Origin of the sequence: Streptomyces sp. NPDC085944 (assembly GCF_040686295.1) — a bacterium.
In the GTDB taxonomy this organism is placed as follows: domain Bacteria; phylum Actinomycetota; class Actinomycetes; order Streptomycetales; family Streptomycetaceae; genus Streptomyces; species Streptomyces salinarius.
The window spans coordinates 387,035-400,028 of record NZ_JBFBJX010000002.1 but is presented as its reverse complement, the minus strand read 5'-3'; the positions used below and the strand labels follow the sequence as shown (position 1 = coordinate 400,028).

Sequence of the window (12,994 nt, the reverse complement as noted above, 5' to 3'; positions counted from 1 at the left end):
GCGGCGCGGCGGTCAGCCGTGCAGCACGCCGGTGCCGAGCAGCCCGAACAGCAGGACGCCGACCGCGATCCGGTAGACGACGAACGAGTTGAAGGTGTGCTTGGCGACGAATTTCAGCAGCCAGGCGATGGAGGCGTAGGCCACCACGAAGGAGACGAGGGTGCCGACGGCCAGGGGCGCGGCACCCGCCCCCGTGCCCAGGGCGTCCTTCAACTCGTACAGTCCGGCCCCGGTCAGGGCGGGGATGCCGAGGAAGAAGGACAGCCGGGTGGCGGCGACCCGGTCGAGGTCGAGCATCAGGGCGGTGGACATGGTGGCACCGGAACGGGAGAAGCCCGGGAAGAGCAGGGCGAGGATCTGGGAGCCGCCGACCAGCATCGCGTCCTTGAAGGACGTGTCGTCCTCGCCCCGCTTGTGCCGGCCGGTGCGGTCGGCCCACCACATCACACCGCTGCCGACGATCAGCGAGCCGGCCACCACCCACAGCGAGGCGAGGGGGCCCTTGATCAGGGGCTTGGCGGCGAGGCCGACGAGGACGATGGGGATGGTGGCGAAGATGACCCACCAGGCGAACCTGTAGTCGTGGTGGTGGCGCTCCTCGCGGTCGCGCAGCCCGCGCGCCCAGGCGGAGACGATCCGCGCGATGTCCTTGGAGAAGTAGACGAGGACGGCGGCGATCGCGCCGACCTGGATGACCGCGGAGAAGCCGATCACGGCGTCGTCGTCGACCGGGATGCCCATCAGCCCCTCGACGATCTTGAGGTGTCCGGTGGAGGAGACGGGCAGGAACTCGGTCACCCCCTCGACGGCTCCGAGGACGACGGCCTGACCGATGCTGATGGTGCTCATGGCATCCAGTTCCTACTACACGTTGCTGTGTGCCCGGCGTCAGGTCCAGAGCGCGTCGGCCAGAGTCACCCCCGCGAACGCCGCCGCGAGGCCGGCCACCACACTCCCCACCAGGTTGGCGGCGGCCTGCAGGCGCGCGCCGGTCTCGGTGAGCCGGAGGGTCTCATAGGAGAAGGTCGAGTACGTCGTGAGCGCGCCGCACAGGCCGGTGCCCAGCAGCAGCCGCAGGTCGGAGCCGACCGCTCCGGCCAGGGCGGCGCCGGTCAGCAGGCCGAGGACCATGCTGCCGACCACGTTCACCGTGAAGGTGCCCCAGGGGAAGACGGAGTCGTGCCGGGACTGCACGGCGCGGTCGGTGAGGTAGCGCAGCGGGGCGCCGACCATGCCGCCCACGACGACCGGCAGCCAGTTCACGACGGCCTCCGGCCCTCGTACCTGACGACCTCGCACGGGTCGAGGGTGACCAGGCCCTCGGTGACGAGTTCGTCGAGCTGCGGCAGGAAGTCCCGGACGCGCTCCTCGGTGTCGACGACGACCACGGCCACCGGCAGGTCCTCGCTCAGGGAGAGCAGCCTGGTGGTGTGGACGATCGAGGAGGCGCCGAAGCCCTCGACGCCCCGGAAGACGCTGGCGCCCGCGAGGCCCGCCGCGTGGGCGCGGTGGACGATCTCCGAGTACAGGGGGCGGTGGTGCCAGGTGTCGTTCTCGCCGACGAAGACGGTCAGGCGCAGGGCGCCGCCGGTCAGCCTCGTCATGTCTGCCTCCACTTCAGGACCCGGCGGGTCGCCCATGCGGCGAGCCACACCGCGGTGAGTGCCGCGAGCGGGGTCGCGGCGAGGTAGGCCAGGCCGGCCGGGACCCGGCCGTCGGCGAACAGGGACCGGCTGTCGACGGCGTAGGTGGAGAACGTGGTGAAGCCGCCGAGCACTCCGGTGCCGAAGAAGGGCCGCACCAGGCGGTGGGCGGGCCGGACCTCGGTGATGACCACCATGAACACGCCGATGACGGCACAGCCGACGACGTTGACCCCTAGGGTCGTCCAGGGGAAGCCGCCGACCTGCGTCGGCCACCACAGGGAGGCCGCGTGGCGGGCGGCGGCGCCGGTGCCGCCGCCGAGGGCCACGACCGCGACGACCGGCGCCTGGGCGCGCCACCGCGGCCGTCCCGGGGCGCCCGGCCGAACCCGGCCGGCGCCCCCGGTCTTCGGGACTGTCATGGTCGTACGTCTCCTACTCGCCGGGCAGGGGGATGCCCCCGGTACGCAAGTAGGGACCGTTGGCGGCGCCTGAGCCGCGGTTCGGGTACGGCGGGCCCCACCGCCGCGCCGCGTCCCTGCGGGCCGCGGCTGATCCTCAGCGTAACGCCGGGGCGGCGCACGGGTCACTCCGGGAGGTGCGCCCGCGCCTGCCGGCCCTTCTCGAACATCCGCGCCGCCTCGGCGATCCGCACCTCGTCGCGCCGGTAGTACGTACGGCGGCGGATCCGCGTGGCGCGCAGGAGGCCGAGGCGGGTGAGGAGGTCGAGGCGGGTCCGGGCCGCACGGCGGGACACACCGAGCTTCGCGGCGACTGGACCGGCGTGGACACCGTGCTCGACGGGATCCACGCGACGCTGCCGGGGAAAGTGCGCCGCCGGATCCTTCAGCCACTCCAGGACGTCGAGGCGCGTGCCGTGCACGGGACTCCCCGGCGGCTCGTCCTCCTCCGTGCGGTCCCGGCTTCGTGCCGTGGCCCTCCACCTTCCCGCAGCCGGAGCCCCGTTGTCCGACAACCGGGCTATTTACACATTCAACCAATATCGGTTGCGGTGCTACCGTTCAGTCATGGCAGCCAGGACCGCCGGCGCGCGGCTCGAGGAACGATGGCGGGACATCCTCGCGGTGCACGCGCGCACGATGTGCGAGATCGACCGGGCACTGCATCCGCACGGTCTGGGCGCGAGCGACTTCGAGGTGCTCGACCTCCTCGTGACAGAGGCGCCCGGGGACGGCGACCGCTGCCGGGTGCAGAACCTGGTGGGCCGGGTCCACCTGAGCCAGAGCGCACTGTCCCGGCTCATCGCCCGCCTGGAGCGGGACGGACTGGTGACGCGCTCGGTCTGCGCGGAGGACCGGCGGGGTGTGTACGTCGCGCTCACCGCCAGGGGCCGGGACCTGCACGCGGCGATTCTGCCGCTCCAGCGGGCCGCGCTGGCGCGCACGCTCGGCGACGACGAGGGCCTCCGCCCCTCCTGAGAGGGACGGAGGCCCAAGGGCGGAGCGTCTACGGACGCGCCAGCAGCGTGCGCACGCCGTCCGAGGTGAGGGTGAGCCGGTGCTCCGAACCGGCGTCGATGGACAGGGACAGGTCGTCGGCCGGCCACTGCGCGGCGAGTGCGCCGAGCGGCACCATGCGGTAGCGGGAGACGTACGGCAGCAGGCCGGCCATCTCCAGCTCCGAGGTGAACACGGGCACCACCTGGCGGCCGCCCTGCTGTTCCAGCACCGGCAGTGCCAGCATCCCGGGGTCGGCTGCGTCCTGGTCGTTCGCGTCGTCGGGCACCGGCACGAGGACGTCGCTGCTCGCGAGAGTGTCGAGCGCCGCCGTGTTGTCGGCGGTCTCCGGGGACTCGGCCAGCGTGTCCAACGCTCGCTGAGCGGGCGTGACGGGGTGGTCGTTCGCGGGTGTCTCCATGGCAGATTCCCTGGTAGCGGCGGCGGTACGGCCCGCGCGGACAATCGGCACGGACGCGGTCCAGGCTCGTGTACCCCGGTCGTCCGCGGCGCAATCATGTTCGACTCCCGCACCCGGTCCCGGCAGGATCCCGTACTCATCTGATCGGCGAGGGGCCCACTTGATCGATCAGAAAGGCGGTCGGGTTAGCATATGAGCGCCGCCTAGCTCGAAAGATAGAGACGTGACTGTCAACGACGACTCGTTCACCAACTGGAAGCACCGCGAAGAGATCGCGGAATCGATGATCCCGATGATCGGGAAGCTGCACCGGGAGCAGGACGTCACGATCCTGCTGCACAGCCGTTCCCTGGTGAACAAGTCTGTGGTCAGCATCCTCAAGACGCACCGCTTCGCCCGCCAGATCGCCGGCGCTGAGCTGTCGGTCACCGAGACGATGCCCTTCCTGCGGGCACTGACCACCCTCGATCTCGGGCCCTCGCAGATCGACATCGGCATGCTCGCCGCGACCTACCGGGGCGACGACCGCGGTCTGTCGGTCGAGGAGTTCACCGCCGAGGCCGTCGCCGGGGCCACCGGCGCCAACAAGATCGACCGGCGTGAGGGCCGCGACGTCGTCCTGTACGGCTTCGGCCGCATCGGCCGGCTCGTCGCCCGGCTGCTCATCGAGAAGGCGGGCTCCGGCAACGGGCTCCGGCTGCGCGCCATCGTCGTACGGGGCGGTGGGGAGCGGGCCGCCGAGGACATGGTGAAGCGTGCTTCACTGCTGCGCCGCGACTCCGTGCACGGCCAGTTCCAGGGCACGATCACCGTCGACGAGGACAACAGCACGATCCTCGCCAACGGCAACGCCATCAAGGTGATCTACGCGGACGACCCGGCGCAGGTCGACTACACGGCGTACGGCATCAAGGACGCCATCCTCATCGACAACACGGGCAAGTGGCGCGACCGTGAGGGTCTGTCGAAGCACCTGCGTCCGGGCATCGACAAGGTCGTCCTGACCGCGCCGGGCAAGGGCGACGTCCCGAACATCGTCCACGGCGTCAACCACGACACCGTCAAGCCGGACGAGCGGATCCTGTCCTGCGCCTCCTGCACCACCAACGCGATCGTCCCGCCGCTCAAGGCGATGGAGGACGAGTACGGCGTGCTGCGCGGTCACGTGGAGACGGTGCACTCCTTCACCAACGACCAGAACCTGCTGGACAACTACCACAAGTCCGAGCGCCGCGGCCGCAGCGCGCCGCTGAACATGGTGATCACGGAGACCGGTGCCGCCTCCGCCGTCGCCAAGGCGTTGCCCGACCTGAAGGCGCGGATCACGGGCAGCTCGATCCGGGTGCCGGTGCCGGACGTGTCGATCGCGATCCTCAACCTCCAGCTGGCCCGCGAGGCGAGCCGCGAGGAGGTCCTGGACCACCTGCGCGAGGTGTCGCTGACCTCGCCGCTCAAGCGCCAGATCGACTTCATCAGCGCCCCGGACGCCGTCTCCAGCGACTTCATCGGCTCGCGCCACGCCTCGATCGTGGACGCCGGCGCGCTGAAGGTCGAGGGCGACAACGCGATCCTCTACCTCTGGTACGACAACGAGTTCGGCTACTCCTGCCAGGTCGTCCGCGTCGTCCAGCACGTCTCCGGGGTGGAGTACCCGACGTACCCGGCTCCGGCGGCCTGATCGCCGCGTACCGGAAAGGGGCGGTGGGCGACAGTCTCCCGCCGCCCCTCGCGCGTGCCGGGTCAGGACGTGAGGCAGTCCGCGAAGAGCCGGGAGGTACTGAGCGGAGGCTGACACGTATCGGCCGGCCGAGGGCGGGGCATGCGTCTGAGGGCACGTCCCTTCCGGACGCCGTGCGGCACGGCGTCCGGCCGATACGAGAATGGTTCCATGAACGCACTGGTTCGGCGCTCGCCCTGGGTCGAGGTGCTGGTCTGGTGCGTGGCGGTGCTGAGCCTGACCGTCCTGGCCGCCGCGGCCGTCGTCCGCAGTACCGTGCTCGACCCCCACTTCTACGACCAGGTGCTGGAGGACGAGCGGGCCTACCAGCGCTTCTACGACGAGGTGCTGGTGGACCCGGGCAGTACGCCCTTGACCAGCGACCTGCTGGACCGGCTGCCTGTGCCGCAGTCGACCATCACCTCGAACCTCAAGGTGGTGATTCCGCCCGAGACGCTGCGGACCATGGGCGAGGGGCAGATCGCGGAGGTGGTCCACTATCTGGAGGGCGACCGCGACCGGCTGCGGATCAGGGTCGATCTGGAGCCCGTCGTCGCCAACGTCGAACGGCTCAGCCAGGCGTACTTCGGTGATGCCGTCGCCGCGCTGCAGAAGCGGTCCGAGCCCGACTTCCAGGCCTTCGTGCAGCGCCTGTCCGAACTGGTGGCACGGGTGGTGGCCGGGGAGGCGCCGCTCGACGAGCTGCCGACGCTGCCGCTCTCCCACAGCCAGGCGGCCGCGGCCACGGACGCCCTGATGCGTCTGGTGCCGCACGGCGCGGCGCAGGGCGGGGTCAGATCCACGGTCCAGACGGCGCTGGACCGCGGCGACGTGGCCTCGGCCCTGGCCGCGATGGCCCCGGTCGCCCTCACCGACCAGGTCCGGGACGCCGCCGCGGAGCTGCTGGCGGAGGCGAGAGAGGGCACGTGGGTCGTCACCGTCGACGTCGAGCCGGGCACGGAGGCGCTGGCCCCGCTGGACCGCGCCCGCAAGGTCACCCGGCTCTTCCAGGACGTGGTGGAACCGGCGGCGGCCGTGCTGTGCGCCGCCGCGCTCACCCTGCTGTGGCTCCTGCCCCCCTCGCCCGCCAAACGCCGGCTCATTCCGCTGGGCTGGGTGCCGGCCGCCGCGGCCTCGCTGATGGCGCTCACCGTGCTCCTGCTGCGCCTCACGCTGGGCGACACGCTGTTCGGCATCCCGTCCTCGTGGCCACCGTCGGCCTCGGGTCTACTCGCCGACGTCCAGGCCGCCGCGCTCGACCGGCTGCTGACCACAGCCGTCGTCGTCGCGGTGATCCTGCTCGCCGCGGGCGCCCTGCTGATCACCGTGGGCTGGGTCTGGCAGACCCGGCCGAGCATGCCGGTCCTCACCGATCCGCGGCACCTTCCGGCGCTGACCTTCACCGTCACCGCCGTCGCCCTCGTCGGGACGATGCTGGCGCCGGTGGCGATCACCGGTTCCTCCCCGCGCATCTGCCAGGGCAGCGCGAAGCTCTGCGACGCCCGCTACGACGAGATCGCCCAGCTCGCGTCGCACAACGCGATGGCGACGACGGCGGACCGGTTCATCGGCCCGCTGCAGGACCCGGACATCGTCGGTCAGCTGGGTGCCGGGTCCCGGGTCCTGCTCCTCGACACCCACCGCTGGGAGCGGCCCGAGGAGGTGGCGGAGCGGCTGAGCACCTCGGACTTCTCCCCGGCCGAGCGCCGCCGGCTGACCGCGATCCTGGGACGGGTGAACCCGCCCCACTCCGGCCTGTGGCTGTGCCATTCGGTGTGCGGCGCCGGCGCTCTCGAACTGGAGCCGACGCTGCGGCAGATCGGTGACTGGCTGCGCGACAACCCCACGGAAATCGTCACCCTGATCCTCCAGGACGGCGTGGACGCGGTGGCGACCCAGGAGGCCTTCGTCCGGGCGGGCCTCTCCGACCTGCTGTACGCGCCGGACCGGGACCCGGACCGCCCGTGGCCGAAGCTCGGGGACATGATCGACAGCGGTCGGCGGCTGGTCGTCTTCGCGGAGAAGGCGGACGGACCCGCGCCCTGGTACCGGAACCTCTACCGGTACGCCATGGAGACGCCCTTCGCCTTCCGCAGCCCGGACGAGATGTCCTGCCTGCCCAACCGGGGCGGCCCGGACAAGCGGCTGTTCCTGCTCAACCACTTCGTCACGGCGGGCGGCGGGCTGCGCCTCGACGCCGGGGTCGTCAACTCCCGGCAGCGGGTGCTGGAGCGGGCGCACACCTGTGAACGCCAGCGCGGCAGGCCGGTCAACTTCATCGCGGTGGACTACGCGACGATCGGCGACGCGCTCGGCGCGGTGAACGAGCTCAACGCCGAGCGCCTGGAGGACGACGGCCCCCGCGTTCCCGTCGAGCGCTCGCCGGGCCGGCTGGAAGGGGCGGCGGAGGCCCGGCGGCGCGGTGGTCCTCCGCGCCGCCGGGCGGGCGACTGCTGACCCGCCGCCGCGGGCCGGCTCCTACTGGCTGATCCTGAACTGGGAGCCGGGTTCGATCCGGATGTCCTCCTTGGCCGAGTTGGTGATCGTGACGTCGGTCAGGGTGGCGCTGCCGCGGGCGCCGCCCATCGCGAGGATGCCGGAGCCGTTGTTCGACTTGTCGATGCGGACGTTCTCGATCTTCACGTCCGGCATCGCACCGCCTCCCGTCTTGAACTGGATGCCGTCGTAGGTCGAGTCGAGGATCTCGGTGTCCCGGACGGTCACGCCCGGGATGTCCTGCCCCTGCGCGAAGAGGGTGATGGCGCCGAACTCCTGCGCTTCGCCCCAGAACGCGCCGCCCGTGCGGTGCAGGGCGTTGCCCGCGACGAGGGTCTGCCCGGAGAAGGGCAGCGGGTCGTGGTCGGTGGCGAGCATGATGCCGGGGTAGTTCATGGTGTCGGAGACGACGTTGTTCTCGATGGTGTTGCCGTAACCGCCGTACACCGCGATGCCGTTGGCCCGCCACGGCAGCTGGATCGTGTTGTTGCGGAAGTGGTTGTCGTGGCCGATGTCCACGGCCGGGTCCTTCACGTACTTGTTGGCCCAGACCGCGAGCGAGTCGTCGCCGGTGGTGCGGAAGGAGGAGTTGTAGACGGTGGAGTTGCGGGTTCCGTTGGAGAAGTTGATGCCGTCCGCGTAGGTGTCGCGGATGCGCATGCCGGTGAACTCCAGACCGTCGGCGGGGCCCCACAGTTCGGGGATGTTCGAGTAGTCGCGGCCGACCCAGACGCCGACGTTGGCGTGCTCGATCCACACGTTGCTGATCCTGGTGTCCTTGCCGAAGCGGCCGTTGAGCCCGACACCGCCCTCCGCGTTGCCGTCACCGCCGCGGATGGTGCCCGAGCCGAAGATGGCGAGGTCGGAGATCTGCGTGTTGTCGTCGATGTCGAAGCCGAAGTTGCCCTCGTGCGGGTGGTTGATGCCGCCGGCCTCCTGCGGCGGGGTCAGCGTGTAGAGCTGGGAGTGCCACATGCCGGCGCCCCGGATCGTGACGTCGCTGATACCGACCTGGTTGTACTGGCCGCGGTCGAGCGGGTCGTCGGTGAGGATCTTCTGCTCCTGGCGCCACTGTCCGGCGGGGATCCACACGCAGTCGATCCTGCCGTTCTGGTCGTCGGTGACGGCGCGCTGGATGGCGTCGGTGTCGTCGAGTCCGTCGCCGGGGACGGCCCCGTACTCGGTGATGGAGGTGCACTCGGCGGGCTTGGTCTTGGCGGGCGCGACCTGCTCCAGGTCGATCAGGTCGATGACGTAGAAGGCGGCCGCGTCGCCCGCGTCGCGCTGGAGGCGGAACTCGGTGCCCTGCGGGAAGGTCCGGTCGAGCAGCGCGTGGGACTCGTCGAAGAGGCGCCGGGCGTCGCCGCCGGGCCGGTTGGTGAGGCCCTCGGGGTCGTCGGTGCTGCCGTAGAGCCAGCTGTGCTTGGACGAGAGGGTGAGCTTCTGCACGAACTCGCCGTCGGCGTAGAGGCTGATGGTGGCCTCGGCTCCGCCGCCGCCGGGGGCGTCGGGGACGGAGTTGCGCACCACGATGGAGTTGGTGGGCGTGGTGGAGGTGAACTCGACGTACTGGCCGGTCGAGTCGAGCCGGACGGACTTGCGGCCCGAGGACTCGGTGCCGAAGTTGGTGTGCCCGAAGGTGCGCTTGGCGTCGGTGGTGAGCAGGGTGCCGGTGTAGCGGCCGTCCTCCGCCTCGTACTCCGTGTACGGGACGGCGGCGCCGCGTCCGACGACGAGGGACTTGGCGAGCACGTTGTTGTTCTCGTTGGTCTCGGTGATCCGGGCGGTGGCGTCGGCGGTGGCGGTGAGGGTGACGCCGCCACCGGTCGCCTTCCAGGTGCCGCCGATCGGCACGTTCACCGTGGCGCCGGCCTCGACCCGCCCGGTGGTGCCGTCCAGGGTGGTGGAGCCGGCCTGGACCCGGGTCACCGAGCCGGCCTCGACGGCGCTGGTGCCGCGGTTGTGCACGGCGACGGTGAAGGAGACCGCGGCGCCCACCGCCGGGTTGGCCGGGTTGGTGGTGAGGGAGCGCACTTCGAGGTCGGGTCCGGGTGCCCGGTCGACGACGAGGCGGTCGGCGGCGGAGCGGCTGTTGTTGGTGTCGTCCAGTTCGGCGACGGTGTCCTTCGGGTCGGCCACGGCGGCGACCGCGTAGCTGCCGGCCGCGTGGGTGCCGGTGGTGACGGCGACCTCGGCGGACTCGCCGGGGTCGAGGGCGGGGACCGCGGCGCTCCCGGCCGTCTGCCCCTCGACGGTGACCTCGGTGGTGGTCGCGGCCGAGGCGGCGGTGCCGGCGTTGCGGACCGTGGCGTTCACGGTGACCTCGTCGCGCTCGTTCGGTGCGGCGGGCGTCCAGTCGAGGCCGGTGACGGTGAGGTCGGGGGCGGGTGCCGCGGTGCCGAGGACCTGGAACTCTGCGACCTGTCCGCCGCCGGCGCCGGTGTTGGAGAAGAACCTCAGCCGTACGTCGGAGACCCGGCCGCCGACCGGGATGGTCACCGTGTTGTCCTGGCCGGGGCTGAAGGCGTAGTCGGCGCGGTCGCGCAGCGAGGTGAAGTCGCTCTCGCCCTGGGCCCGTCCGAACACCTGGATGCTCTGGGTGCGGGCGGACCACACCGGGTCGGGGTTGAGCTTGACGACGACACCGCTGACGTCGGCGTCGGCGCCGAGCGCGACGGTGAGGTCGGCCGGGTTCCCCGCGGCCTCCCAGTACGTGGAGGTGGAGTCGTCGGTGGCGTTGGCGGCGACGTAGTTCTGGGTCGTCGAGGTGGCCTCGACCGGCTTGTTGCGGGCGAGGTTGGTGCCGGTGGGCGGCGGGCCGGTGTCCACGTCGCCGCCGTAGACCTCCAGCTCGGCCAGTTGCGCGGCGTTCCAGCCGGTGTTGCCGGTGATGTCGACGCGGACGTAGCGCGCCTCGGCGGGCGAGTCGAGGTCGACGGTGACGGTGCCTGCCTGCGCCGGGCCGAACGCCCGTCCGTCCGAGGCGTCGAGGGTGCGGAAGGTGGTGCCGTCGGTGCTGCCCCGCAGGGAGAGCGTCTGGGTCCGGCTCTCCCAGCCCGCGGGCAGTTTGAGGACCACCCGGTCGACGTCGCGGGCGGTACCGAGGTCGACCTGGAGCCACTCGGGGAAGGTGCCGGCCGGTCCCTCCCAGTAGGTGGCCTGCTGCCCGTCGGTGGCGTTGCCGGCCGGATAGGCGCCGTGCGAGCCGCCCGCCCTGGCCGGGCGGCCGAGGGCCAGATTGACGTCGGCGGCGGCCGTCACCGGCGCCGGCGCCGCCTGCGCGGTGGCGGCGAGGGGCAGTGGCAGCAGCCCGGCCGTCAGCAGCCCGGCGACGGCGGCGCCCGTGAGCGTCCGCCGGCCGAGGGATCTCCGTCTCATGGGGTCCTCTGTTCGGTGGGGAGTCGGGGAGGGCGCGACGGTCCGGCAGTTGAGGGGGAGCACCGAATCTGCGCGCCAATTGAGCAAGACAGTCGATTCTTTGCGGAAACTGCGTCATCAGGTTTCTAGCGCGTCACCTGTTTGTCAACGGTCGCGGTTGGGGCCGAAGTTGGAACGCAAACCGCTTGCTCTGCTTGCGATGCCATTGCGTAGCGCTTGAACTGGCAGTCAGACCTATGAGGAGGTGGACCGAGTCGCGGAAAGCTCGCAACACACGCAAGTCATGCACGGTGAAGAGAAAACAGAAGGGCCGGCCCGGCGCCCTGAGGCGTCGGGCCGGCCCTTGCCGGTGTGCCGTCCCCTCGGAGCGGGGACGAAGGGGATCAGTCCGTGCCGGACTCCATCGCGGCGCGGTCCAGCAGCTCGTCGTCGCCGGAGACCTCGCCGCGGGAGGCGATGGCCTGGGCGCCACCCTCGGGCATGGCGCCGATCAGCCCGGTCGCGGCGGCCTGCGCGGCGCCGATGGCGGGGTTGGCGGTGCCGATGAGGCCGAGACCCGCGTACTGCTCCAGCTTGGCGCGGGAGTCGGCGATGTCCAGGTTGCGCATGGTCAGCTGGCCGATCCGGTCCACCGGGCCGAACGCGGAGTCCTCGGTGCGCTCCATGGAGAGCTTGTCCGGGTGGTAGCTGAACGCCGGGCCGGTGGTGTCGAGGATCGAGTAGTCCTCGCCGCGCCGCAGCCGCAGCGTGACCTCGCCGGTGACCGCCGAGCCGACCCAGCGCTGCAGCGACTCCCGGATCATCAGCGACTGGGGGTCGAGCCAGCGGCCCTCGTACATCAGCCGGCCGAGCCGCCGTCCCTCGGTGTGGTACTGGGCGAGCGTGTCCTCGTTGTGAATCGCGTTGACCAGGCGCTCGTAGGCGGCGTGCAGCAGGGCCATGCCGGGGGCCTCGTAGATGCCGCGGCTCTTGGCCTCGATGATCCGGTTCTCGATCTGGTCGGACATGCCCAGGCCGTGCCGGCCACCGATGGCGTTGGCCTCCATCACCAGGTCGACGGCGGAGGCGAACTCCTTGCCGTTGATCGTCACCGGGCGGCCCTGGTCGAAGCCGATGGTCACGTCCTCCGGCGCGATCTCGACCGACGGGTCCCAGAACCGCACGCCCATGATGGGCTCCACGGTCTCCACGCCGGTGTCGAGGTGCTCCAGCGTCTTGGCCTCGTGGGTGGCGCCCCAGATGTTGGCGTCGGTGGAGTACGCCTTCTCCGTGGAGTCCCGGTAGGGCAGGTCGTGGGCGACCAGCCACTCCGACATCTCCTTGCGGCCGCCGAGCTCCGTCACGAAGTCCGCGTCGAGCCAGGGCTTGTAGATCCGCAGCTGCGGGTTGGCGAGCAGGCCGTAACGGTAGAACCGCTCGATGTCGTTGCCCTTGAACGTGGAGCCGTCGCCCCAGATCTGGACGTCGTCCTCGAGCATCGCCCGGACGAGGAGGGTGCCCGTGACGGCACGGCCCAGCGGCGTGGTGTTGAAGTAGGCACGCCCGCCCGAGCGGATGTGGAACGCGCCGCAGGTGAGCGCGGCCAGCCCCTCCTCGACCAGCGCCGCCCGGCAGTCGACCAGGCGCGCGACCTCGGCGCCGTACGTCTTGGCACGGTCGGGCACCGAGGCGATGTCGGGCTCGTCGTACTGGCCGATGTCGGCGGTGTACGTACAGGGGACGGCGCCCTTGTCACGCATCCACGCGACCGCGACCGAGGTGTCGAGGCCGCCCGAGAAGGCGATACCGACGCGCTCGCCGGCGGGGAGGGAGGTGAGGACCTTGGACATAGGAAGAGTATGCATGATTACGCATGACCATGCAAAGCCTCGTCCGGCGTCGC

11 protein-coding genes are annotated in these 12,994 nt (G+C 71.2%); 3 read left to right on the top strand and 8 right to left on the bottom strand.

Features of this window, described 5'->3' with window-relative positions:
• Window positions 1–12 precede the first annotated feature (12 nt).
• From AB0P07_RS05560 to AB0P07_RS05540, 5 genes are all read right to left on the bottom strand, one after another.
• Entirely contained in the window at window positions 13–849 is an 837-nt protein-coding gene (locus AB0P07_RS05560; RefSeq protein ID WP_365545466.1) for an undecaprenyl-diphosphate phosphatase, read from the bottom strand.
• Window positions 850–888: 39 nt separating this feature from the next.
• Window positions 889–1,263: a fluoride efflux transporter CrcB gene (crcB, locus tag AB0P07_RS05555; protein ID WP_365545463.1), complete on the bottom strand. Its 375-nt coding sequence runs from the start codon at window positions 1,261–1,263 to the stop codon at window positions 889–891.
• Window positions 1,260–1,604, bottom strand: coding sequence for a DUF190 domain-containing protein (locus tag AB0P07_RS05550; protein ID WP_102929763.1), 345 nt, complete (start codon window positions 1,602–1,604; stop codon window positions 1,260–1,262). Before AB0P07_RS05550 ends, crcB (AB0P07_RS05555) begins: the two co-directional genes overlap by 4 nt.
• Window positions 1,601–2,065, bottom strand: coding sequence for a fluoride efflux transporter CrcB (crcB, locus tag AB0P07_RS05545; protein WP_365545460.1), 465 nt, complete (start codon window positions 2,063–2,065; stop codon window positions 1,601–1,603). Before crcB (AB0P07_RS05545) ends, AB0P07_RS05550 begins: the two co-directional genes overlap by 4 nt.
• Before the next feature lie 164 nt (window positions 2,066–2,229).
• A complete protein-coding gene (locus AB0P07_RS05540) occupies window positions 2,230–2,526 on the bottom strand; it encodes an ArsR family transcriptional regulator (protein WP_365545458.1) in 297 nt (98 codons plus the stop codon).
• A 145-nt stretch (window positions 2,527–2,671) separates the two neighbouring features.
• Between AB0P07_RS05540 and AB0P07_RS05535 the strand changes: the two genes are divergently transcribed.
• Window positions 2,672–3,082 carry a MarR family transcriptional regulator gene (locus AB0P07_RS05535; protein WP_365545455.1) on the top strand — a complete coding sequence of 137 codons (411 nt, stop codon included), beginning with the start codon at window positions 2,672–2,674 and terminating at the stop codon, window positions 3,080–3,082.
• A gap of 28 nt (window positions 3,083–3,110) precedes the next feature.
• Here the strand turns inward: AB0P07_RS05535 and AB0P07_RS05530 are convergent, their stop codons facing one another.
• A complete protein-coding gene (locus AB0P07_RS05530; protein WP_102929767.1) occupies window positions 3,111–3,521 on the bottom strand; it encodes an SseB family protein in 411 nt (136 codons plus the stop codon).
• 223 nt (window positions 3,522–3,744) lie between these two features.
• Here AB0P07_RS05530 and AB0P07_RS05525 point away from each other — a divergent pair, with 223 nt between their 5' ends.
• Window positions 3,745–5,199, top strand: coding sequence for a glyceraldehyde-3-phosphate dehydrogenase (locus tag AB0P07_RS05525; RefSeq protein WP_365545452.1), 1,455 nt, complete (start codon window positions 3,745–3,747; stop codon window positions 5,197–5,199).
• A gap of 210 nt (window positions 5,200–5,409) precedes the next feature.
• Complete coding sequence (locus AB0P07_RS05520) at window positions 5,410–7,695, top strand: PI-PLC domain-containing protein (RefSeq protein ID WP_365545449.1); 2,286 nt, start codon at window positions 5,410–5,412, stop codon at window positions 7,693–7,695.
• Window positions 7,696–7,716: 21 nt separating this feature from the next.
• Here the strand turns inward: AB0P07_RS05520 and AB0P07_RS05515 are convergent, their stop codons facing one another.
• Window positions 7,717–11,112 carry a CARDB domain-containing protein gene (locus AB0P07_RS05515; protein ID WP_365545446.1) on the bottom strand — a complete coding sequence of 1,132 codons (3,396 nt, stop codon included), beginning with the start codon at window positions 11,110–11,112 and terminating at the stop codon, window positions 7,717–7,719.
• 383 nt (window positions 11,113–11,495) lie between these two features.
• On the bottom strand, window positions 11,496–12,941 hold the full coding sequence (gene argG / locus AB0P07_RS05510; protein ID WP_365545443.1) for an argininosuccinate synthase: 1,446 nt from the start codon (window positions 12,939–12,941) through the stop codon (window positions 11,496–11,498).
• Window positions 12,942–12,994 lie beyond the last annotated feature (53 nt).

Bases quoted from the DNA above. Each gene is read 5' to 3' on its own strand.
- AB0P07_RS05560 (WP_365545466.1), bottom strand. From the start codon at position 849: ATGAGCACCATCAGCATCGGTCAGGCCGTCGTCCTCGGAGCCGTCGAG.
- AB0P07_RS05550 (WP_102929763.1), bottom strand. From the start codon at position 1,604: ATGACGAGGCTGACCGGCGGCGCCCTGCGCCTGACCGTCTTCGTCGGC.
- crcB (WP_365545460.1), bottom strand. From the start codon at position 2,065: ATGACAGTCCCGAAGACCGGGGGCGCCGGCCGGGTTCGGCCGGGCGCC.
- AB0P07_RS05535 (WP_365545455.1), top strand. From the start codon at position 2,672: ATGGCAGCCAGGACCGCCGGCGCGCGGCTCGAGGAACGATGGCGGGAC.
- AB0P07_RS05530 (WP_102929767.1), bottom strand. From the start codon at position 3,521: ATGGAGACACCCGCGAACGACCACCCCGTCACGCCCGCTCAGCGAGCG.
- AB0P07_RS05520 (WP_365545449.1), top strand. From the start codon at position 5,410: ATGAACGCACTGGTTCGGCGCTCGCCCTGGGTCGAGGTGCTGGTCTGG.
- AB0P07_RS05515 (WP_365545446.1), bottom strand. From the start codon at position 11,112: ATGAGACGGAGATCCCTCGGCCGGCGGACGCTCACGGGCGCCGCCGTC.
- argG (WP_365545443.1), bottom strand. From the start codon at position 12,941: ATGTCCAAGGTCCTCACCTCCCTCCCCGCCGGCGAGCGCGTCGGTATC.